Here is a 19,933-nt window from a genome sequence, read left to right as displayed (position 1 = left end):
CGGTCCGTCCTCCGCGCTGGAGGACCCGGCTCAGGATTCTGGGAAGCGCCTTACACTCCCCCGGTGCTTTGGGGCCCCCGATGGTTGAGTCCTCCGCCGTGCCCGAAGGAGCCGAACCCAGCGGGTCCACCCCTCCGGAGCCGTTCTCCGGCGCGCCGGCCGACACCCCCGTGAGCGCGGTTCCGGCCGAGCCGCTTGCCGAGCCCCCCGCTCCGGCGGCCCCGGCCGAGGTCCCGGCCCCGGCCCCTGCCCAGGCGCAGACCACTCCCGAGGTCGCCCCTGCGCCGCCATCCCCTGCGCCGGTGCCCGCCCTGGCCGAGCCTGCGCCCGATCCCGCCATCGCGGACAGCCTGATCGTGCCCCCCAGCGAGGCGCCTCCCGGGGAGGGGGGCGAGTGGGAGCTGCTCGTCGCCCGAATCCGCGACTGGCTGGCCGACGGCCGGCTTCAGGAGCAGGTCGCCCGCTACCGCAGCCCCCTGCAGTTGCTCGGCCTGCTGCTCGCTGTGCTGGTGGTGCTGCGGATCTACACCGCCCTGCTGGGGGCCATTGACAGCCTGCCGCTGGTGTCGGGGCTCCTGGAACTCGCCGGGGTGATCTGGCTGGCCCGCTTCTCCCTCACCCGACTGGTGCGCAGCAGCGATCGCCGGGAGCTGGTCGCCTCGCTCAGGAGCCGCTGGCAGTCCTTCCGCGGCAACGGCTGAAGCCCCCGGTGGCGGCCCCCGGACCCCGATCGGGGCGCCGGGGCCTGGCCCGGACCGGTTGATAGCTTGGCCCGACTTGACCTCCTCCAGCGGTGCTCATTCAGTTAGGTCGATCCAGAACCGTTCGCCGCGCCTACGGAATTGACGAGATCGCCCTGGTTCCCGGCGGGCGCACCGTCGATCCCGAGGTGACCGACAGCCGCTGGACCCTGGGCGGCATCGAACGGGAGATCCCGATCATCGCCAGCGCCATGGATGGGGTGGTGGATGTGCGCATGGCGGTGGAGCTCTCGCGCCTGGGTGCCCTCGGGGTGCTGAATCTGGAGGGTGTGCAGTGCCGCTACGACGATCCCAACCCGACGCTCGACCGGATCACATCGGTGGGTAAGGAGGCCTTCGTGCCCCTGATGCAGGAGCTGTATCGCCAGCCGGTGCGTGAGGACCTGATCCGGCGCCGGATCGGCGAGATCCGTGCCCAGGGCGGTATTGCGGCGGTCAGCGCCACGCCGGCGGCGGCCATCCGGTTCGGCCGGGCCGTGGTGGAAGCGGGCGCCGACCTCTTCTTCGTGCAGGCCACGGTGGTCTCGACCGAACACATCGGTCCGGCGGGGCGGGAGAGCCTCGATCTGACCGCCCTCTGCCGTGATCTGGGTATCCCGGTGGTGATCGGCAACTGCGTCACCTACGAGGTGGCCCTTGAGCTGATGCGGGCCGGAGCGGCGGCGGTCATGGTGGGCATCGGTCCCGGGGCCGCCTGCACCTCCCGGGGGGTGCTCGGCGTCGGGATTCCCCAGGCCACCGCGGTGGCCGACTGCGCCGCCGCCCGCGATGAGCACGAACGGGAGAGCGGGATCCGCGTGCCGGTGGTCGCCGACGGCGGCATCGTGACGGGAGGGGATATCTGCAAGTGCATCGCCTGCGGGGCCGATGCCGTGATGATTGGCTCCCCGATCGCCCGGGCGGCCGAGGCCCCCGGGCGGGGCTTCCACTGGGGGATGGCCACCCCCAGCCCGGTGCTGCCGCGGGGCACCCGCATCCAGGTGGGCACCACCGGCAGCCTGGAGACCATCCTGCGGGGCCCGGCCGGCCTGGATGACGGCACCCAGAACCTGCTCGGGGCGCTGCGCACATCGATGGGCACCCTCGGGGCCCGCAGCCTGCGGGAGATGCAGCGGGTGGAGGTGGTGGTGGCCCCTTCCCTGCTCACGGAAGGAAAGGTGTATCAGAAGGCCCAGCAGCTGGGCATGGGGAAATAGGAGAATCCCCGGGAGGTTGATCCAACCCTGAGACTGGCCCAGGCCGGGCGAGACGGGAGCTAACCTCAGGTTGTGGGGGCTCCGGCTCGCACACTCCTCACACCATCCCGCCCGGCGCGTCCGGGCATTTTGTCTTCCTACGTTCGCGGCCGACGGCCCTGGGGGGGCTCGGCACCCGTTGCTAGATTCCGCAGACCTTCTCCCTCCCTCGGATGTCCAGCGCCACCGCCGTCACCGACGCTTCCTTCGAGCAGGATGTGCTCAAGAGTGATGTGCCCGTGCTGGTGGATTTCTGGGCTCCCTGGTGCGGTCCCTGCCGCATGGTCGCCCCCATCGTCGATGAGATCGCCAAGGAGTTTGAAGGAAAGCTCAAGGTCTACAAGCTCAACACTGACGAGAACCCCAACGTCGCCAGCCAGTACGGCATTCGCAGCATTCCCACCCTGATGATCTTCAAGGGCGGCCAGAAGGTCGACACGGTCGTGGGTGCGGTTCCCAAGACCACCCTGGCTGGAACGATCTCCAAATACCTCTGAGCACCCCCGCTGCCCCTGCCGCTACGCCCCCGTCAACCGGGGGCCCGCTGGATCACCTGGCGGAACTTCTGGCTGTTCACCCCCATCGCCTGCTCATTGAGCGTTCCCTGGCGGCGGTGCTGGATCTCAGCCGGATCACCCATGACACGGACGACTGGCGGCTGATCTGCGGCACCCTGCTGGATCTGGAGGACGCCCTGGGCGCCTTCCACTCCCATCGCTTCACCCGCAAGGTCACCGTGTTCGGCTCGGCCCGCAGCGACGCCAGCAGTCCGGCCTGTCAGCTGGCCCAGGAGCTGGCCAGGGAGGCCACGACCGCCGGTTTCGACGTGCTCACCGGCGCCGGTGCCGGTGTGATGGAGGCCGCCAATCGGGGGGCCGGTCCCGAGCGCAGCTTCGGCCTCAACGTTCAACTGCCCTACGAGCAGCATCCCAATCCGTTCGTCACAGCCACGGACGATCGGCTCATTCATTTTCGCTATTTCTTCACCCGCAAACTGTTCTTCCTGCGGGAGAGCGATGCGCTGGTGGTGTTGCCGGGAGGATTCGGAACCCTCGATGAGTTGTTCGAAGCGCTCACCCTCATCCAGACGGGCCGCACGCCGCCGATCCCGGTGGTTCTGCTGGCTCCCTCAGGCGACGAATTCTGGGAATCCTGGCGGCGGGACCTGCTGGTGGGGCTGGCGGGGCAGGGTCTGATCGCCCCCGAGGATGGCCAGCTGCTGCGCGAGGCCCGCACCGCGGCGGGGGCCATGGCCGTGATCCGCCGCTTCTACCGGGTGTTCCACACCAGCCAGCAGCGGGAGGGAGGGTTGTCGCTGCTGCTGCACGCTCCCCTCGGTGAGGCCGAACTCAGCGAGATCCAGGCTCGTTTCGATGATCTGCTCTCGAGCGGTCGGTTCGACACCGGTGAGAGCTGCGACGACCATGACCGTCCGCGTCCCTCCCTGCAGTTCGATTTCGATCAGCGCCGGGTCGGCCGGCTCTATGAACTGATCGATCACCTCAACGGCCTGGATCTGCCGCGCGGCCCCGATCTGGAGCATCCGGAGCAGCGCAGCTGCCCCGACACGTCCCTCCCCCTGGCGGCGTCGTGAGTCGAATCGGTCTGATCGATTACGGGATGGGCAACCTCCACTCCGTGGCCCGGGCCATTGAGCGGCTCGGGGCCGAGCTGGTGCCGGTGGCCGAGCCGGCGGCGATGGAGTCGTGCCACGCCCTCATCCTGCCGGGGGTCGGGGCCTTTGATCCCGCCATGGAGCGGCTGGAGCGCTCCGGTCTGGCCGACCCGCTGCGGAGCTGGAGCGAGCGGCAGCGGCCCCTGCTCGGCATCTGCCTGGGCCTGCAGCTGCTCTTCGAAGCCAGCGAGGAAGGGGGGGCGCCGGGCCTGGGCCTGCTCGCCGGCACGGTGCGTGCCCTGCCGCGCACCCCCGGCCACCCGATTCCCCACATGGGCTGGGCACCGCTGCAGGCCGCCACCGCCAGCCCCCTGCTGCCGGAGGGCCATCGGGCCGCCTGGGTCTACTTCGTGCATTCCTATGCCGCCGATCCGAGCGATCCGTCCTGCTGCACGGCCCGGGTCGCCTTCGGGGACACGGCGGTGACGGCGGCGGTCTGGCAGGGCCCGATCGCCGCCTGCCAGTTCCACCCCGAGAAATCCGGCCCCCAGGGCCAGCGGATGCTGGGCCGCTGGCTCGACTGGGTGGCCGGGCAGACCGCGTGAGCCTGCGACTCAGCGGCGGGCGCAAGCTGCGCAGCCCGCCGGGCCAGACGGCCCGGCCCACCACGGCGCGGGTGCGGCTGGCGGTGATGAATCTGCTGGCGGACGATGTGGCCGGGGCCCGCTGGCTGGATCTCTGCTGTGGCAGCGGCGTGATGGGTTGTGAGGCCCTGCAGCGGGGGGCCGCCGCCGTGCTGGCGGTGGACCGGGATCGGCGCATGGCGGCGACGGCCCGGGCGAATCTGGAGGCCGTGCGTCAGGGCCTGAACCACCCGACCACAGCGGAGGTGGTGAGTGCCGACCTGCCCACCTGGCTGGCCCGATCCGCAGCCGGCCCGTTTGATCTGATCTACCTGGATCCGCCCTATACCTCCGGTCTGCACGCCCCGATCACCACGGCGCTGGCGGCGGGTCAATGGCTGGCTCCGGGCGGGCGGCTGATCTGGGAATGCTCCAGTGGGGCCTGGCCCGAGCTGCCGGCGGACTGGCATGAGGAGGACCGGCGTCGCTACGGCGGCTCCGGGCTGGTGCTGCTGCGCCGGTGAGACTCAGCCCCCCAGGGCGCTGCCCCGGCGGTACTGGTTCCAGGCCGCCACGAACAGGCCGACGATGGTGATGGGAACGAGTCCGAGCACGATGCCGCAGAGCAGGGGTTCGATCATTCGGGGAAAGGGCTTGGGGCACGCTTCACGCAATTGTTCCATGGCCAAGGCAGGCTGGGGGGACTCCTGAACGTTCCGTGACCGGCGAGCCCTCCTCCGTCCTGCAGGCCAACTCCCAGGCCGACCCCCAGGCCGTCCCAGGTGGGGGGGTCGCCTTCCCCCCGTCGCGCCAGAAGCTCATCCCGGCTCTCGTGGTGCTCGGAGCCAGCGCCTGCATCCTCCTGCTGCTGTTCGTGCTGCCGGCAGCCCGCAGCGATCCCTACACCCGACGCACCCTCGAACTGGTCGGTTCCCCCGAGAACGGAGCCCGCCTGTTCCGCATCAACTGCGCCGGCTGCCATGGCATCGCCGCCCAGGGTCTGGTGGGTCCCAGCCTGATCGGGGTGAGCCAGCGCCGCAATGACCGCCAGCTGATCCGCCAGGTGGTGAGCGGCCGCACCCCCCCCATGCCTCGCTTCCAGCCCGAACCCAGCGCCATGGCCGACCTGCTCGCCCATCTGCACGGCCTGGCGTGAGCGCCGGGAGGAGACCCGACCAGGGCACCGGGACCGGCACCGCTCTGGTGCTGGTGCTGGTGGAGCCGGCCGGCCCCCTCAATCTGGGCAGCGTCGCCAGGCTTTGTGCCAATTTCGGCCTGGCCGAGCTGCGGCTGGTGCAGCCCCGATGTGATCCGGGCGACGGGGAGGCCCGCCGCATGGCGGTTCATGCCGGGCCGCTGCTCGAGCGCGCCGGGATCTTCCCGGATCTGGCCGCGGCGATCGCGGACTGCCGCCGGGTGGTGGCCACCAGCGGCCGCAGGGAGGCCGAGCCGTTGCCGGTGGACGGTCCCGAGCAGGCCCTGGGCTGGCTGCGGGACGCACCGCCGGGGGGGGGACCTGCCGCGCTGGTGTTCGGCCGTGAGGACCGGGGACTGAGCAACGACGAACTGCGCCAGGCCGGCCGCATCCTGCGAATCGACACCGACGACGGCTATCCCTCCCTCAACCTGTCCCATGCGGTGGCGGTGGCCCTGCATGAATGGCGCCGCTGCGCCGCCGGCCCGCCCTCGGTGCCCGTCGCCGCCGGTTCCTCCGGATGGCCTGAACCGGTGGGCCGCGCGGCCCTGGAGGACACCCTGGCTGACGCCGAGGATCTGCTGCTGGCGGTGGGTTTTCTGCTGCCCCATACCGCCCATGCCCGCATGGCCAAGCTGCGGGGCCTGCTGCAGCGGGCCCAGATCGGCGATGGCGAGCTGGCCCTGCTGCGGGGCATGGTCCGCCAGCTGCGCTGGGCCAGCCTCCGCGGAACCCCCTAAGGTCGCTCCATCCCTGTGCCGCCCCGCCCCGCCGTGCCTTCGGGTCGCCCTCCCCGTGCCGGTGCCACCGGCTGGTTTCAGCCCATCCTGCTGATCCTGCGCCTGCTCGTGCTGGGCCTCGGGCTGGGGGTGCTGACCGGCACGGTGCTGAAGCAGCTGGCTCCGCGGATGGCCATCGGAGCGATCGAGGCCGCGAAGCCGGAGGACGCCTCGGCCCCGGCGTCCGCCCCCAGAACAACCCTGGACCTGGGACGGTTCGAATCGCGGCGGGAGCTGCCTGAGCTCAGCAAGCGCTGGGCCGCCCTGGCCGCCGCCCAGAAAGATCTCCAGGTGGGGGGCTTTCTGCTGGTCCTCGACGACGGCCGCTTTGCCCAGTTCAACGCCGACAAGCCGCTGCCGGCGGCCAGTTCGATCAAGACCCCGATCCTGCTGGCCGCCCTCGACGACCTCGATGCCGGTAAGTTCCGCTGGAACGAACCCCTGCCGCTCACCAAGGAGCTGGTGGGCGGGGGGGCCGGCTGGATGGCCAGCCGGCCGATCGGAACCCGGTTTCCGTTCTATGAGGCGGCCACCGAGATGATCCGGGTGAGTGACAACAGCGCCACCAATCTGCTGATCCAGCGGCTGGGCGGCAAGGCGGGCACCAATGCCCACTTCCAGGCCATGGGCCTGCCCAGCACGGTGGTGAACAACTGGTTACCGGATCTGGAGGGCACCAATACCACCAGTCCCCGTGATCTGGCCCGCTCCATCGCCTTGGTGGAGATCGGCGAGAAGCTCAGCCCCCGGGCCCGTGATCATTTCCGCACGATCATGGGCACGTCCCGCACCAACACCCTGCTGCCGGCCGGGCTGCTCAAGGGCCTGGGCCAGGAGTCGAGCAACCCCGACCCCGAACTGATGGCCAGGGGCCTGACGGTGCTGAACAAGACGGGCGACATCGGCATCGCCTATGCCGACGCCGGTCTGATTGAACTGCCCAACGGCCAGCGGGCTGTGGCAGCGTTCATGGTCAAGGGACCGTTCAACGATCCCCGTTCCACCGATCTGATCCGATCGATGGCCGCCGCCGTCAGTGAAACCCTGGTGGGGCGCAGCAGTACTCCGCCGACCCCCCGCTGATGACGCATCCGCTACTGGCCGCCGCCCTGGCCCTCACGGCGGCCGGATGTCCGGCCCTGCTGTCGGCCCCATCCCGGGCCCAGACTCCGGCCCCGGCCGTGCTGCTGCGCCCCCAGCAGGTGCTCCCCCTTCCCGGTGCCCTCGACCGGGTGCTGATGGTGAACGACAACAACCCGGAGCTGATCACCACCCCGGGCATCCTTCTCTCCACCTTCGATGGCCGCTCCAGCCCAGGGGGGCAACCCCTGGGTGTGCCGTCGGCCCATCTCGACGTGCCGCTGCAGGGACGCTTCGACCTGTTCAGCCACCACGTCTACGCCGGCCGGCCCGAAACGATCGATTCGGTGCTGTGGCTTGGGGTGGTGGCCGCCCCCCGGGGGGACAAGCCGGTCCGGCTGCGGGTGCTGGCCGGCTCCACGGCCCTCTCCCAGGCCACCGATCCCTCCCAGCCCTCGGCACCCTTCCTGCCGCTCCCCCCCCTGCTGCCCCACGACGGCACCACCGCCTTCGCCGGTCCGGGCAGCCGCGTGGCCGCCGAGCTGCTCCAGAACCTGCGCGGCAGCGGCATCCCGACCGACTGGGAGCTTCCGCCCGGCCAGCTCTCCACTCTGCTGGTTCTGCCGATCCCGGTGAAGGGACTCGATCCCCTCCTGAATGGCCGCAACCTGCAGCTGCGGCTCGAGAGTGACGGGCCGGTGCAACTGGCCACCCTGGCGGCCTTCGGCGGGGAACGGCCGCCCGAGGCCGGGGTCTGGCTCGAGCTGCTGCGGGGTGGCCTCAGCTCCAAGGAACACACCCCCACGCCCCGGGGCAGCACGGGCGGCATCATCTATTCACGGGTGAGTGGGGTGCAGGAGGGGCGCCGCTGGCGCGCCACCCTCACCGATCCCGGCGCTCCGGTGCTGTCGGTGAGCCGGGCGCCCGTGTCCTGGCCGATCGCCTCCCTCGAGCGCGGCAGCCTGGGCTCCGCCCAGGTGCAGACGGCGGAGCTGAAGGCCTTCTATCCGGGAACCGCCTGGGCCGCCCACGGCAACTACGGGGTGGAGTACGACCTGGTGCTGCCGCTGGTCAACGACACCACCGCTCCAGTGGCCCTCGAGCTGGCCCTGGAGTCTCCGCGCAAGACCGATCGCCCCCTCGGCGGCCTGCAGTTCAATGCGGAGCCGCCCCGCTCGGTCATGTTCCGCGGCACCGTGGAGGTGAGCGGGCTCGATGGGGAGGGGGGCCGCCCCGCCGGTCGCCGCTGGTTCCATCTGGTGCAGCGCCAGGGCCAGCAGGGTCCTGCCCTGGGCCGCATCACCCTGGAGCCGGGGCAGCGTCGCCAGGTGCGGGTGCGGCTGATCTATCCGGCCGATGCCACCCCGCCCCAGGTGCTCAGCCTGTTGCCTGCCCCCGCCGGGACCTCCAGGGACGCCCGGCCGGCGCCACCGGCAGCTGTGAAACAATCCGGATCTGTGCCGGCCCCCCGTCCGTGAGTCAGATCCGCAAGCGCAGGGCGTTCCCCTTCACGGCCATCGTCGGGCAGGAGGAGATGAAGCTGGCCCTGCTGCTGAATGTGATCGATCCCCGCATCGGCGGGGTGATGATCATGGGCGATCGGGGCACCGGCAAGTCCACTGCGATCCGCGCCCTGGCCGATCTCCTGCCGGAGATCGATGTGGTGGCAGCTGACCCCTACAACAGTTCCCCCACCGATCCCGATCTCCAGAGCCTGGAGGTGCGCCAGCGGGCCGAGGCCGGCGAGGTCCTGCCGGTGGAGCCGCGGCAGGTGCCGATGGTGGATCTCCCCCTGGGGGCCACCGAAGACCGCCTGTGCGGCACCATCGACATCGAAAAGGCCCTCAGCGAGGGCGTGCGGGCCTTTGAGCCGGGGTTGCTGGCCAAGGCCAACCGCGGTCTGCTCTATGTCGATGAGGTGAACCTGCTCGATGATCACCTGGTCGACGTGCTGCTGGATTCGGCCGCCTCGGGCTGGAACACGGTGGAGCGGGAGGGGGTTTCGGTGCGCCATCCGGCCCGCTTCGTGCTGATCGGATCGGGCAATCCCGAGGAGGGCGAGCTCCGGCCCCAACTGCTGGATCGCTTCGGCATGAGCGTGGAGGTGCGCACCGTGCGGGATCCGGAGCTGCGGGTTCAGGTGGTGGACCAGCGCACTGGCTTCGATGCCGATCCCGATGGCTTCGGCCAGCAGCATCAAGCCAGCCAAGACAGTCTGCAGGCCCGGGTGGTGGAGGCCCAGCACCGCCTCGCCGCCGTGACGATCGACAACGAACTGCGTCTGCGGATCTCCTCGGTCTGCGGTGAGCTCGATGTCGATGGCCTGCGCGGCGACATCGTGACCAACCGGGCGGCGCGGGCCCTGGCGGCCTTCGAGGGGCGTACCGAGGTCGACGACGACGATGTGGCCCGGGTGGTGGCCTGCTGCCTGCGCCACCGGCTGCGCAAGGACCCCCTCGAGCAGATCGATTCCGGGGATCGGGTCATCCGGGTGTTCTGCCGGGTGTTCGAGCGTGGTGAGGTCGACCGGGGGGCCTTCCAGCTGGCCCTGGCGGGCTAGCCGGCTTGCGGGTCCTCGGCATCGATCCCGGCCTGGCCCGCGTCGGCTACGGCGTGATCGACACCGGACCGCCCCAGCGCCTGCTCGACTGCGGCATGATCCGCACCGATCCCTGCACCCCCGAAGGCCTGCGGCTGGTGGAGATCGGCCGTGATCTGCGCCAGCTGGTCCGCCACTGGCGGCCCCAGCTGGCCTCGGTGGAGCAGTTCTTCTTCTACCGCTCCAGCACCACGATCGCGGTGGTGCAGGCCCGTGGGGTGGTGATGATGACCCTGGCCCGGCTGCGGGTGCCGGTGGTGGAGGTGAAACCCATGCAGGTCAAGCTCGCCCTCACCGGTTCGGGCCATGCCGACAAGGATGCGGTGCTCGATGCCGTGATGCGGGAGCTCGATCTGGACCGTCCCCCCCGCCCCGACGATGCCGCCGACGCCCTGGCGGTGGCGCTCACCGGCTGGTTCCAGCGCTGATGGAGGGCGCCTCCTCCGGCGGCACCAAGCCGCGCTGGCGCGAGATCGGCCGCCGCCGCCGCCGGGAGCAGCCGGCCGCCGGGCGGGCGTTGCTGCTCCGGCGGGCCCTGGAGCTGGTGCCCCCGCTGCTGGAGCCGCTGCCTGGCCGCCGGCTGGGGCTCTACTGGCCGTTGGCGGGGGAGCCCGACCTGCGTGATCTCGGGGAGCGACTGGCCGACCGGCTGGCCCTGCCGGCGATCCGGGGAGAGGGGGCCGCCCGCCGGCTCGGCTACGAGAGCTGGCGCCCCGGCCAGCCCCTGGTCCCCGATGCCTGTGGCGTTCCGGCCCCGGCGGCGGCCCGGGGGGGGATGGCGGGTCTGGATCCCGCCGACCTCGGCCTCCTCCTGGTGCCGGCGCTGGCGTTCGACCGCTGGGGCATCCGGCTGGGCTCCGGTGGCGGCTGGTTCGACCGGCTGCGTGGAGACCCCGCCTGGCGATCGGTGCCGGCCCTGATCGTGGCCCCGGCCCGCTGCGCGGTGGAACGGCTGCCCGCCGATCCCTGGGACATTCCCTTTGATGGCTGGTTGACCGAGCGGGGGCTGGAATGGTTGCAACCTGTTGAGGTGGAGCCCCGCTGAGGGCGGTTCCGCCATCCATTTGCCAGGATCGCCCGGTGCGAATCCCAGCCGACGTGGATCTTTCCCCGGATCAGTCTCCACTTTCCACCGATCGGCGGCGGCGGCAGGCGGAGCGCTCCACCGGCTCCCGCCCCTCTCCCGCCACCCGGGCCAGCGGGGCTCCCCTCGGCGGTGGCACCCTCCCCGAGCGGGTCATGGCCGCCGAACTCCGCCAGCGGGAACAACCCAGCGAAGCCCTCTCGATGATGGTGAGCTCGATGGTGCGGATGGTGCAGGCCGGCCGGGCCCAGGCGGCGGGCAGCCGCTGGTCGGCCTCCTGAAGGACGCCTATCCTCGGTGCCGCCGGTTCCGCAGACCCGAGGAACCGATCCCCGCTTGAGGTTCCCATGCCCCCCAGGCCCCTCACGATCCACCGCCCCAGGCGCCACACCCGGCTTGCCCTGGCCCTGCTGGGCAGCCTCGGTGCTGTGGCGACCCTCGCTCCCGCCCCGGCCGAGGCCCATGCGATCGAGTCCAGCCTGATGCGGCTGGAATCGCTGCGGGAGAGCCTGGTGCTTGAGAGTCACTTCTCCAACGGTGAACCCGTCGACGGTGCCGTGGTCCGGCTGCTGCCCCCCGGTGGCGGCGAGGCGGTGGAGGTGGGCCGGATGGATGCCAGCGGTCGGCTGGGCTTCCAGCTGCCCCAGGGTGCCGACGGCAGCTGGGAACTCCAGGTGGACGCCGGTCCGGGCCACCGTGACTTCCTCGAGGTGCCGATCCAGCAGGGTCAGCCGCTCCTCGATCAGGTGAGCCAGTCCGGCCCGGCGGGCCAGCCCCCGGTGCTGGCCACCGCCCTGGCGTCCGCCTGGTCCTCCCCCCTGCTGCTGGGTGCCCTGGTGATCGGCGGGCTCGGCAGCCTCATCGGTGTGGTGGCCGGCCTCGGGACTCTGGGCCCACTGGGCCATCGCCGGGGTCGCCGCCCCTGAACCCGCCGGGGGGGCGCCCGCGGCCACCCCGGGCCCACGGCCCCGGCCGGGCGAGCGCCACACTGGCAGCTGCGAGTTCCAGCCAGGCCCATGAGCACCGGCAGTGAAGTTCTCGACGGGATGGTGGAGCGCCTGCGGAGCACCTCCGACCCGAAGCGCCGCTACGAGTACGTCCTCTGGCTGGCCCGCAAGCTTGAGCCCCTCCCCGATGAGTTCCGTCAGGAGCCCTTCAAGGTCAGGGGGTGCGTCTCCCAGGTGTACGTCGTGGGGCAGCTGGTGGACGGCCGGCTCCACTGGCAGGGAGATTCCGACGCCCAGATCACCAAGGGTCTGCTGGCCCTGCTGATCGCCGGTCTCGAGGGCCTCACCCCCACCCAGGCCGCCGCCCTCGATCCCGCCTTCCTGGCCGAGACGGGTCTGCAGGCCAGCCTCACCCCCTCCCGGGCGAACGGATTCCTCAACATTCTGCGGATGATGCAGTCCCAGGCCAGAGCCCTGGGCCCGGGGGAGGGGTGATTTCTAGGATCAGTGGTTTCGTGGCGCCCCCGGCATGACCATCGGCATCGGTTTGCTCGGGCTGGGGACGGTGGGAGCCGGAGTGGCGGCCATCCTCACCAGCCCCGACGGGCGCCATCCGCTGGTGGCGGACCTGCGTCTGAGACGGGTGGCGGTGCGGGATCTCCAGCGTCCGCGCCCGGTGACGATCCAGCCGGAGCTGCTCACCACCGACCCGGAGCAGGTGATTCAGGATCCGGGCGTCGAGATCGTCGTGGAGGTGATCGGCGGCCTTGAGCCGGCCCGAACCCTGATCCTGTCTGCGATCGCCGCCGGTAAATCAGTGGTCACCGCCAACAAGGCGGTGATCGCCCGCCACGGAGAGGAGATCACCGCCGCCGCCGCCGCCCGAGGCGTCTATGTGCTGATCGAAGCGGCGGTGGGAGGCGGAATCCCGATCATCGAACCCCTGAAGCAATCGCTGGGCGGCAATCGCATCGAACGGGTGAGCGGGATCATCAACGGCACCACCAACTACATCCTCAGCCGCATGGCCGATGAGGGCGCGGCCTACGGCGATGTGCTGGCCGACGCCCAGCGCCTGGGTTACGCCGAAGCCGATCCGGCCGCCGATGTGGAGGGGGGGGACGCCGCCGACAAGATCGCCATCCTTGCCGGCCTCGCCTATGGCGGCGCCGTGGAACGGGAGGCGATTCCCACCGAGGGCATCAGCGCTCTGGATGCCCTCGACGTGGACTACGCCGCCAGGCTCGGCTATGGCCTCAAGCTGCTGGCGGTGGCGCAGCGGCTGGGATCGGACCCCGACGGCACCGAGCAACTCGATGTGCGGGTCCATCCCACCCTGGTGCCCCGTGACCATCCCCTAGCGGGGGTGCATGGGGTCAATAACGCGATCCTGGTCGAAGGGGATCCGGTGGGACGGGTGATGTTCTATGGCCCGGGCGCCGGGGCCGGTCCCACCGCGTCCGCCGTGGTGGCCGACATCCTCAACATCGCCGGCATCCGTCAGGTGGTGGAGCCCGGCGCCGGATTGGACCCGCTGCTCGCCGCCAGCCGCTGGCGGCGCTGCCGGCTGGTGGACCCCGCCCTCACCCGCCACCGCAACTACGTCCGCTTCCGGACCGGGGATCAGGCCGGAGTGATCGGGCGGATCGGCAGCTGCTTCGGCGCCGAAGAGGTCTCGATCCAGTCGATCGTGCAGCTGGAAGCCAGCGGAGGATGCGCCGAGATCGTGGTGATCACCCATGAGGTGACCGAAGCCCGTTTCCGCGCCGCCCTCAGCGCGATCGAAACCCTGCCGGACGTCCGGAGTGTGGCCGCCTGCCTGCGGACGCTCTGAGCGGTCCTGACCGGCAGGGCCCCAGGGCCGGCCGGGGTCCCGGATGGTGCAGGATGAACACAATTCGAGACCCATGGCCCCGATGGGCATCCCCTGACCCGGTCCTGACCTGGTCCACGGCGAACGCCCGGCGGGCCCCGGCCACGGAACCCTTGGGGCATCTCCAGCGACCGTTCCGTCTGCGTCCCGTCCCGCCCCGATCCCCCGCGCCCGGATGACGTTCCACCCCCCTCAATGCGCCGTTCCAGGTCCTGCCGGCGGGGCTTCACTCCCGGCCCAGGGAGAGTGTGTCCAGCTCAACTCCGTGGCCGGCAGCCATGCCCAGGACCGAGTCGGCTCCGATGAGCGGCTCTATCAGGTGATCGGCGTGGATGGTGCCCGTGATCGCTGCTGGGTGCGCCGCTGGCCCCTCGCCCGTCAGGGTTCGCCGGTGTTCGAGGTGTCCCTGGGGCAGGTACGGCTCCTCCACCCCGGCCGTGTCCAGGCCCGGCAGGCCCGGTCTTGAATGGGCGCCACTGAGCCCCGGGTCCTGTCCCGCCTGCCTTGCCCGTTCTGAACCGGCTGCTGATCCTCTCCCTGCTCGGTGCCCTGCTGAGCACGCTGCTCGGCTGTCAGCCCGCCCGCCCCGACGGCCGCCTTGTGGTGGCCAGCCGCACCCGCATCGATTCGGTCGATCCGGCGGCCAGCTTCAGCTTCGGCGCCATGCAGCTGATCAGCGCCCTCGGAGATCCGCTCTACACGATCGATCGCAGCGGGCGGCTGGAACCCCGCCTGGCCAGTGGTCCGCCTCGCCTCAGTCCCGATCGGCTCACGGCCTGGGTGCCGCTGCGCCAGGGCGTGCGCTTCCACGACGGCACCCCGTTCGACGCCGCCGCCATGGTGTTCACCCTGGAGCGGTTCCTCAGGATCGGCAAGCTCAGCTACCTGCTGGGGGACCGGATCGCCGCGGTACGGGCCAGCGGTAGCCACGAGCTGGAACTGACGCTGCGACGCCCGTTCACGGCCCTGCCCCAGCTGCTCAGCGCCACCAACCTGACGCCCCTCTCGCCCACCGCGTACCGCGCCCATGCCGGCAGCTTCCTCAACGACCGCTTCGTGGGCACCGGCCCCTACCGGCTCACCTTCTTCACCGATCAGCAGCAGCGGCTCGAGCCCTTCGCCGGGTACTGGGGGCCACCGCCGGAGAACGGTGGCCTCGATCTGGTCAATCTGAGCAACTCCACCGCCCTCTACGGCGCCCTGCGTAGCGGCGAGGTGGACGTGCTGCTCTCCACCAGCCTGGAAGGGGACCAGCAGAACTCCCTGCATCGCGCCGCCGCCGCCGGAGAGCTGCGGGAGGGGGTGGGGCCGGCCCTGGAGATCGGCTACCTGACCCTGCTCTCCGACCAGCCTCCGCTCGAAGATCCGCTGGTGCGGCAGGCCATTGCCCACAGTCTCGATCGCGAGCTGATCAGCCTGCGCGTCACCCATGGCCTGCGCCCGCCCCTGCGGGACCTGGTGCCTCCCGGCCTGCCGGGCTCCGATCCCGAGGCGTGGCCCCGCTACGACCCGGCCCGGGCCCGCCGGCTGTTTTCCCAGGCGGGCTACTGCTCGGGCCGCCGCCTCAGCCTGCCGTTCACGTTCCGCTCCAACATCCCTGCCGACAAGCTCTTCGCCCTGGTCTGGCAGGAGCAACTGCAGCGTGACCTGGGTGACTGCATCACCCTGGAGGTGAGCGGCATGGAGTCCACCACGGCCTACCGTCAGCTCGGCGAGGGGGCGTTCGCCTCGATCCTGCTGGAGTGGATGGGCGACTTCCCCGACGCCGACAACTACCTGATTCCCCTGCTCGGCTGCGACAAGGGGGAGGGCAACCGCTGCCTGGAGGGTGCCAGTGCCGCCAGCGGCAGTTTCTGGACCCGTCCCGGCCTGAGCGACCAGCTCCGCCGCACGGAGAGCCTTGAGGGTGCGGAGCGGGAGGCCCTGCTGCGGAGCATCCAGCGGGAAACGGCCGCCGCCGCCCCCTACATCCCCGTCTGGCTGGTGGCACCGCGGGCCTGGGCCCGCCCCGGGCTGGTCACGCCGAGCTTTGATGGTTCGGGGCGCCTGGTGCTCAGCCGTCTGCGCCAGGTCTCCCCCGCGACCGCCCCATGAGCCGGCGCCGGCAGCTGCTTCGCTATCTGGCCAGCCGAGTGCTGCTGGCGCCCCTGATGCTGTGGCTGATCGCCACCCTGGTGTTCCTGCTGCTGCGGCTCGCCCCCGGGGATCCGATCGATGCCCTGCTGGGCACCCGTGCCCCGGAGGCTGCCCGGCAGGCGCTGCGGGTCCAGCTCGGCCTCGACCAGCCCCTGCTGCACCAGTACGCCCATTTCCTCACGGGGCTGCTGCGGGGTGATCTGGGGGCCTCCCTCACAAACGAGACACCGGTCTCCCAGGTGATCGGCCAGAGTCTCCCAGCCAGCCTGGAGCTGGGCCTCTGCGCCCTGCTGCTGGCGGCCGTGCTGGGTCTGGCGGTGGGGTTCAGCGGCATTGCCCGCCCGGAGGGCCGGCTCGACCTGGCCGGCCGTCTCTATGGCATCGGCACCTATGCCCTGCCGCCCTTCTGGGCGGCGATGGTGGTGCAGCTGGTGTTCGCCGTCTGGCTCGGCTGGTTTCCGGTGGGGGGGCGCTTCCCGGCCACCCTGATGCCTCCCAGCGGCAGCGGCTTCTACCTGCTCGACAGCCTGCGGGCCGGCAGCCTGCAGCAGCTTTCCGGCAGCCTGCGCCATCTGGTGCTGCCCGCCTCCACCCTTGGCCTGCTGCTGAGCGGCATCTTCGCCAACGCGCTGCGGCTCAACCTTCGCCGGGTGCTGCGCTCCGATTACGTGGAGGCCGCCCGCAGCCGTGGCCTCAGCGAGACTCGGGTGGTGCTCCGCCACGCCCTGCCCAATGCCCTGCTGCCGGTGCTGACGATCACGGGCATCACGGTGGCCTCCCTGATCGGCGGGGCCCTGCTGATCGAGGTCACCTATTCCTGGCCCGGCATCGCCTTCCGGCTGCAGGAGGCCATCGGCCAGCGGGATTATCCCCTGGTGCAGGGGATCGTGGTGGTGGTGGCGGCCCTGGTGGTGCTCGTGAGTGTCACGGTGGACGTGCTGGTGGCCCTGCTGGATCCCCGCATCCGGTTCTGAGCCGGCGGCCGGGTCCCCCCCTCAGTGCCGCAGCTCGCGGCTCCAGCGCAGGGCGCTGGGCCGGTCCAGCACATAGGCCATCACGCCCTGGCGCAGCCGATGCTGGGCCGGCAGCCTGCCGTCGGTCTCGAGGCCGAACAGGAAGGCGCCGATCAGATCCAGCAGGAGCTCCTGTACCTTCAGGGGCTCCACCCCCACCAGCCCATCGCCCAGCTGCAGCAAGGGCGTCTGGGGCCCCACCATCCGCACCGCCGAGAAGTGACTCCCCCCGTCCACCACCACCAGGCGGCTGCGGGGATCCCGGTGCTGCAGGAAGAGTCCCAGCTGCTCGCTCACCGGTGGCGTGACCAGGTCCAGGCTGCCGCCCACCAGCAGCATCGGCGCCGGCAGGTGCTCCAGGGCGCCGGAGGGCCAGAGCAGGCTTCCGAACCCGTTGAGGCTCACCACCGCCTGCAGCCGCCCGACGGGATCGGAAGCGGAAGGCGCCTGCAGGGGCACTTCCGTGAGCTGGCACTGCAGCAGGCGGGAGAGGTTGGTCAGGGGGATGCCGTCGAGGGCCCGATCACAGCGCTGCTCCAGTCCTGGCGAGGGCCGCAGTCCGCTGGCCAGCAGGGCCGAGAGGCCGCCCAGCGAATGGCCCATCAGCACGACCGATTCGCCCAGGGGCGGCAGTGCCCCGCTCCGCTCGGCGCGGAGCACCGCCTCCACATCGGCCAGCCGTCCGGGCAGGGTCTCGGCCCCCGGGGGGGCGCGCCGCCCGTCGAGCAGCTGCCGCACCGCCGCCTCGTCGCTGTCGGGATGCTCGACCACCAGCACCGACCAACCCCGCTCCGCTAGCCCGCGGGCCAGCCAGGCGAGCTGGGCCCCGCTGCCGCCCAGGCCGGGCATCAGCAGCACCCAGGAGCGCTGGCGCGGATTGTCCCCCGGCCAGAGCTGCAGGTCCAGGGGCTCGTCCCGGTGGGCGACCGTCAGCCGCAGCGGTCGGGGATGGGGTGGCGGGGCTAGGGCGGCGAGGGAGCGGCCGATCCCGGCGCCCGCCTGGCCGGGAAGGCCCAGCGAGCGCAACCGGCGCAGGGCGAACGCCTGATCCTCCAGTTGTTGCCGCCAGCGTCCGGCCAGCTGGGTCAGCGCGTCCAGATCGAGGGTGAGGCGCGGGGCGGGCACCGCCAGCAGCAGATCCAGCACGCTGAAGGGTTCTTCCCCCTGCAGCAGCTCCCGCAGGGTGGAGAGCAGCAGCAGACCACTGCCGCTCCCGTTCGTGCCGAGCACTTCGCCCACCTCCTCCAGCACCTGCCGCCCGGCCCAGCTCTGCAGCAGTTGCAGCGCCAGGTCCCGATCCGGCAGCAGGGGGGTTCTCAGCAGGGCTCTGAGGTCCCTGCGGCTGGCTTCGTCGAGGAGTTCGAGCCAGATCGCCAGCTCGGTGCGGCTCCCGGCCGGATTGCGGCTCCAGGCCTCCAGCTGACGCAGCTCGAGGGGAATCGAGAGGCCATCGAGCCGCACCTCCAGCTGCTCCGACGCCCGGGCCCGGCTCCCCCCCAGCAGCAGACTGGTGAGCAGAATCCACAGCCAGGGCGATCGGTTTGTCACAGCCTCACGCGGGAGCAACGGGCCAGAGCTGGTGGGCCCAGTTTCCCGTGCCGCTTCGGCATCTGTCCCTGATCCGTCTGGTGGGGAGCATCGGAGGCGGAGGCGTGCTGTATCTCACTCCGGTGGTGTTCCACCAGGCCCAGTTCTCCGCCCTGCTGGTGGGCCAGGGTCTGGCGGGTGCCGCCCTGGCCGGCACCGTGGGGAGGCTGCTGTGCGGCTGCTGGCTGGATCGGGGCCTGGCCACCGGCCGGCCGGTGCTGCTGGCCGCCCTGCTGTCCCTGCTGGCGGACGCCCGGCTGTTGAGCGCCCAGTCCTTCGCCGCCTTTCTGCTGGGGCAGATCCTGCTCGGCCTGGCGATGGGCATCTACTGGCCCGCGATCGAACTGGCGGTGCCGCTGAGCTCTCCCCCCATCCGCTCCAGCCGGGGCTACGCCCTGGTTCGCACCGCCGATGCCTGCGGAATCGCCTTCGGAGTGCTGCTGGGGGCGGCGCTGGCCGGCTGGGGCCGGCTGCGGGGCATCTACCTGGTGGACATGGCCGCCGTGCTGGGCGTAATCGCCCTGCTGCAGCGCCGTGCCCTCCCCTGTGCTGCCTCCCCCCTGGCGGCCGAACGGCGGCTGTCCTGGTGGCTCTGGGTGCGACCGCTGCTGCCCCTGCTGGCCGTCACGCTGCTCGCCACCGGCATGGTGGCGCTGCTTCAGAGCGCCCTGCCGCTGGATCTGGTGCGGGGCGGGCTGGCGCGGGAGCCGCTGCCCGGCAGTCTGGGGGCCCTGCTGCTGGGACTGCAGCTGACCCTGCTGGTGCTGGTCCAGTGGCCGCTCGGTCGCGCCCTGGCGACGCGACCGGTGGCCGTGGGTCTGGGCTGGAGCCTGGTGGGGTTCTCCGCCGGCACCCTGCTGCTGGCCCTCTCCAGCCTGGGCTGGCACAGTCTGGGCCTGTTGCTGCTGGCCCAGCTTCCCCTGGCGGCGGCGGCGGCGGCCTTCCTGCCCACCGCCAGCGAGGCGGTGATCGAGGTCACGCCCCCCGCCCATCAGGGACTGGCGATGGCGCTCTTCTCCCAGTGCTTCGCGATCAGTGCCCTGGTGGCGCCGCTGCTGGGCGGCTGGATGCTCGACAGCCAGGGCCATGGGGCGGGCCTCTGGCTGTTGATGGGGGGTCTGTGCCTGCTGGGGCTCCTGCTGGTGGCCCAGATCGCCCGCTTTCACCCCCATCCCCGCACCATCCGCCTCAGTTGAGCGGGTCCGCCGGCGAGCGCTCCGCGATCCAGGCCTCCGATTCGTGGGGGAGGGGCTCGGTGCCGTACTCCCAGTCGTCGTAGTCGGGGTCGTTGCGGATCTTCTGGTGCAGGTCCTTCTGCAGATCAAAGTTGTGCGGGTGGTCCGCCGTGGGGGCGGGATCGGCCCCGCCGGCGGCGGTCCCCAAGCCGGGCCGGGTCGGGGAGGGCT

At 71.4% G+C, this 19,933-nt stretch carries 24 protein-coding genes; 21 read left to right on the top strand and 3 right to left on the bottom strand.

Annotated features, from left to right (window positions below):
- Positions 1–80 precede the first annotated feature (80 nt).
- From ACWJI7_RS01920 to rsmD, 6 genes are all read left to right on the top strand, one after another.
- Positions 81–701 carry a CAAD domain-containing protein gene (locus ACWJI7_RS01920; RefSeq protein ID WP_479934828.1) on the top strand — a complete coding sequence of 207 codons (621 nt, stop codon included), beginning with the start codon at positions 81–83 and terminating at the stop codon, positions 699–701.
- Between the two features lie 92 nt (positions 702–793).
- Complete coding sequence (locus ACWJI7_RS01915) at positions 794–1,957, top strand: GuaB3 family IMP dehydrogenase-related protein (RefSeq protein WP_479934826.1); 1,164 nt, start codon at positions 794–796, stop codon at positions 1,955–1,957.
- A gap of 212 nt (positions 1,958–2,169) precedes the next feature.
- Positions 2,170–2,493: a thioredoxin gene (gene trxA, locus ACWJI7_RS01910; RefSeq protein ID WP_479934825.1), complete on the top strand. Its 324-nt coding sequence runs from the start codon at positions 2,170–2,172 to the stop codon at positions 2,491–2,493.
- A gap of 116 nt (positions 2,494–2,609) precedes the next feature.
- Positions 2,610–3,590 (top strand): LOG family protein, encoded by a 981-nt coding sequence (locus ACWJI7_RS01905; RefSeq protein ID WP_479934824.1) that lies wholly within the window; start codon positions 2,610–2,612, stop codon positions 3,588–3,590.
- Positions 3,587–4,216 carry an imidazole glycerol phosphate synthase subunit HisH gene (gene hisH, locus ACWJI7_RS01900; RefSeq protein ID WP_479934822.1) on the top strand — a complete coding sequence of 210 codons (630 nt, stop codon included), beginning with the start codon at positions 3,587–3,589 and terminating at the stop codon, positions 4,214–4,216. The genes ACWJI7_RS01905 and hisH overlap by 4 nt, the downstream gene beginning before the upstream one ends.
- Complete coding sequence (gene rsmD, locus ACWJI7_RS01895; protein ID WP_479934821.1) at positions 4,213–4,758, top strand: 16S rRNA (guanine(966)-N(2))-methyltransferase RsmD; 546 nt, start codon at positions 4,213–4,215, stop codon at positions 4,756–4,758. The genes hisH and rsmD overlap by 4 nt, the downstream gene beginning before the upstream one ends.
- A 3-nt stretch (positions 4,759–4,761) precedes the next feature.
- On the opposite strand, the gene petG is transcribed toward rsmD, so the two are convergent.
- Positions 4,762–4,875: a cytochrome b6-f complex subunit V gene (petG, locus tag ACWJI7_RS01890; RefSeq protein WP_479934819.1), complete on the bottom strand. Its 114-nt coding sequence runs from the start codon at positions 4,873–4,875 to the stop codon at positions 4,762–4,764.
- Between the two features lie 77 nt (positions 4,876–4,952).
- On the opposite strand from petG, the gene ACWJI7_RS01885 reads away from it, so the two are divergent.
- The 14 genes from ACWJI7_RS01885 to ACWJI7_RS01820 all read left to right on the top strand — a co-directional run bounded on the left by ACWJI7_RS01885 (position 4,953) and on the right by ACWJI7_RS01820 (position 16,901).
- A complete protein-coding gene (locus ACWJI7_RS01885; protein WP_479934817.1) occupies positions 4,953–5,390 on the top strand; it encodes a c-type cytochrome in 438 nt (145 codons plus the stop codon).
- Entirely contained in the window at positions 5,387–6,169 is a 783-nt protein-coding gene (locus ACWJI7_RS01880; RefSeq protein ID WP_479934815.1) for an RNA methyltransferase, read from the top strand. Before ACWJI7_RS01885 ends, ACWJI7_RS01880 begins: the two co-directional genes overlap by 4 nt.
- Before the next feature lie 33 nt (positions 6,170–6,202).
- Complete coding sequence (locus ACWJI7_RS01875; RefSeq protein WP_479934813.1) at positions 6,203–7,291, top strand: serine hydrolase; 1,089 nt, start codon at positions 6,203–6,205, stop codon at positions 7,289–7,291.
- On the top strand, positions 7,291–8,766 hold the full coding sequence (locus tag ACWJI7_RS01870) for a DUF3370 domain-containing protein (RefSeq protein WP_479934812.1): 1,476 nt from the start codon (positions 7,291–7,293) through the stop codon (positions 8,764–8,766). The genes ACWJI7_RS01875 and ACWJI7_RS01870 overlap by 1 nt, the downstream gene beginning before the upstream one ends.
- Positions 8,763–9,848, top strand: coding sequence for a magnesium chelatase ATPase subunit I (gene bchI, locus ACWJI7_RS01865; protein WP_479934810.1), 1,086 nt, complete (start codon positions 8,763–8,765; stop codon positions 9,846–9,848). The genes ACWJI7_RS01870 and bchI overlap by 4 nt, the downstream gene beginning before the upstream one ends.
- 5 nt (positions 9,849–9,853) lie before the next feature.
- Complete coding sequence (gene ruvC, locus ACWJI7_RS01860) at positions 9,854–10,315, top strand: crossover junction endodeoxyribonuclease RuvC (RefSeq protein ID WP_479934808.1); 462 nt, start codon at positions 9,854–9,856, stop codon at positions 10,313–10,315.
- Positions 10,315–10,932, top strand: a complete 618-nt coding sequence (locus ACWJI7_RS01855) for a 5-formyltetrahydrofolate cyclo-ligase (protein WP_479934806.1) — start codon at positions 10,315–10,317, stop codon at positions 10,930–10,932. The genes ruvC and ACWJI7_RS01855 overlap by 1 nt, the downstream gene beginning before the upstream one ends.
- A gap of 53 nt (positions 10,933–10,985) precedes the next feature.
- Positions 10,986–11,252, top strand: coding sequence for a hypothetical protein (locus tag ACWJI7_RS01850; RefSeq protein WP_479934804.1), 267 nt, complete (start codon positions 10,986–10,988; stop codon positions 11,250–11,252).
- A gap of 66 nt (positions 11,253–11,318) precedes the next feature.
- Entirely contained in the window at positions 11,319–11,897 is a 579-nt protein-coding gene (locus tag ACWJI7_RS01845; RefSeq protein ID WP_479934803.1) for a hypothetical protein, read from the top strand.
- Positions 11,898–11,987: 90 nt separating this feature from the next.
- Positions 11,988–12,413, top strand: a complete 426-nt coding sequence (locus ACWJI7_RS01840) for a SufE family protein (protein WP_479934802.1) — start codon at positions 11,988–11,990, stop codon at positions 12,411–12,413.
- Between the two features lie 34 nt (positions 12,414–12,447).
- Positions 12,448–13,752 (top strand): homoserine dehydrogenase, encoded by a 1,305-nt coding sequence (locus ACWJI7_RS01835; protein ID WP_479934801.1) that lies wholly within the window; start codon positions 12,448–12,450, stop codon positions 13,750–13,752.
- A 304-nt stretch (positions 13,753–14,056) separates the two neighbouring features.
- Positions 14,057–14,257: a hypothetical protein gene (locus ACWJI7_RS01830; protein WP_479934799.1), complete on the top strand. Its 201-nt coding sequence runs from the start codon at positions 14,057–14,059 to the stop codon at positions 14,255–14,257.
- 38 nt (positions 14,258–14,295) lie between these two features.
- Positions 14,296–15,885 (top strand): ABC transporter substrate-binding protein, encoded by a 1,590-nt coding sequence (locus ACWJI7_RS01825; protein WP_479934797.1) that lies wholly within the window; start codon positions 14,296–14,298, stop codon positions 15,883–15,885.
- Positions 15,882–16,901: an ABC transporter permease gene (locus ACWJI7_RS01820; protein WP_479934795.1), complete on the top strand. Its 1,020-nt coding sequence runs from the start codon at positions 15,882–15,884 to the stop codon at positions 16,899–16,901. Before ACWJI7_RS01825 ends, ACWJI7_RS01820 begins: the two co-directional genes overlap by 4 nt.
- 21 nt (positions 16,902–16,922) lie before the next feature.
- On the opposite strand, the gene ACWJI7_RS01815 is transcribed toward ACWJI7_RS01820, so the two are convergent.
- The gene (locus ACWJI7_RS01815; protein ID WP_479934794.1) at positions 16,923–18,488 is read right to left on the bottom strand and encodes an alpha/beta hydrolase; all 1,566 of its coding nucleotides are present in this window, start codon (positions 18,486–18,488) and stop codon (positions 16,923–16,925) included.
- Positions 18,489–18,568: 80 nt separating this feature from the next.
- Between ACWJI7_RS01815 and ACWJI7_RS01810 the strand changes: the two genes are divergently transcribed.
- Positions 18,569–19,723 (top strand): MFS transporter, encoded by a 1,155-nt coding sequence (locus ACWJI7_RS01810; RefSeq protein WP_479934792.1) that lies wholly within the window; start codon positions 18,569–18,571, stop codon positions 19,721–19,723.
- Here the strand turns inward: ACWJI7_RS01810 and ACWJI7_RS01805 are convergent.
- Positions 19,716–19,910 (bottom strand): hypothetical protein, encoded by a 195-nt coding sequence (locus tag ACWJI7_RS01805; RefSeq protein ID WP_479934790.1) that lies wholly within the window; start codon positions 19,908–19,910, stop codon positions 19,716–19,718. The genes ACWJI7_RS01810 and ACWJI7_RS01805 overlap by 8 nt on opposite strands.
- Positions 19,911–19,933: the final 23 nt, after the last annotated feature.

This window comes from Cryptocyanus atlanticus LEGE 06306, from assembly GCF_056633155.1.
This window is presented reverse-complemented; position numbering and strand designations above follow the sequence as displayed.

Bases quoted from the DNA above. Each gene is read 5' to 3' on its own strand.
- ACWJI7_RS01920 (WP_479934828.1), top strand. From the start codon at position 81: ATGGTTGAGTCCTCCGCCGTGCCCGAAGGAGCCGAACCCAGCGGGTCC.
- trxA (WP_479934825.1), top strand. From the start codon at position 2,170: ATGTCCAGCGCCACCGCCGTCACCGACGCTTCCTTCGAGCAGGATGTG.
- petG (WP_479934819.1), bottom strand. From the start codon at position 4,875: ATGATCGAACCCCTGCTCTGCGGCATCGTGCTCGGACTCGTTCCCATC.
- ACWJI7_RS01870 (WP_479934812.1), top strand. From the start codon at position 7,291: ATGACGCATCCGCTACTGGCCGCCGCCCTGGCCCTCACGGCGGCCGGA.
- ACWJI7_RS01855 (WP_479934806.1), top strand. From the start codon at position 10,315: ATGGAGGGCGCCTCCTCCGGCGGCACCAAGCCGCGCTGGCGCGAGATC.
- ACWJI7_RS01845 (WP_479934803.1), top strand. From the start codon at position 11,319: ATGCCCCCCAGGCCCCTCACGATCCACCGCCCCAGGCGCCACACCCGG.
- ACWJI7_RS01840 (WP_479934802.1), top strand. From the start codon at position 11,988: ATGAGCACCGGCAGTGAAGTTCTCGACGGGATGGTGGAGCGCCTGCGG.
- ACWJI7_RS01835 (WP_479934801.1), top strand. From the start codon at position 12,448: ATGACCATCGGCATCGGTTTGCTCGGGCTGGGGACGGTGGGAGCCGGA.
- ACWJI7_RS01820 (WP_479934795.1), top strand. From the start codon at position 15,882: ATGAGCCGGCGCCGGCAGCTGCTTCGCTATCTGGCCAGCCGAGTGCTG.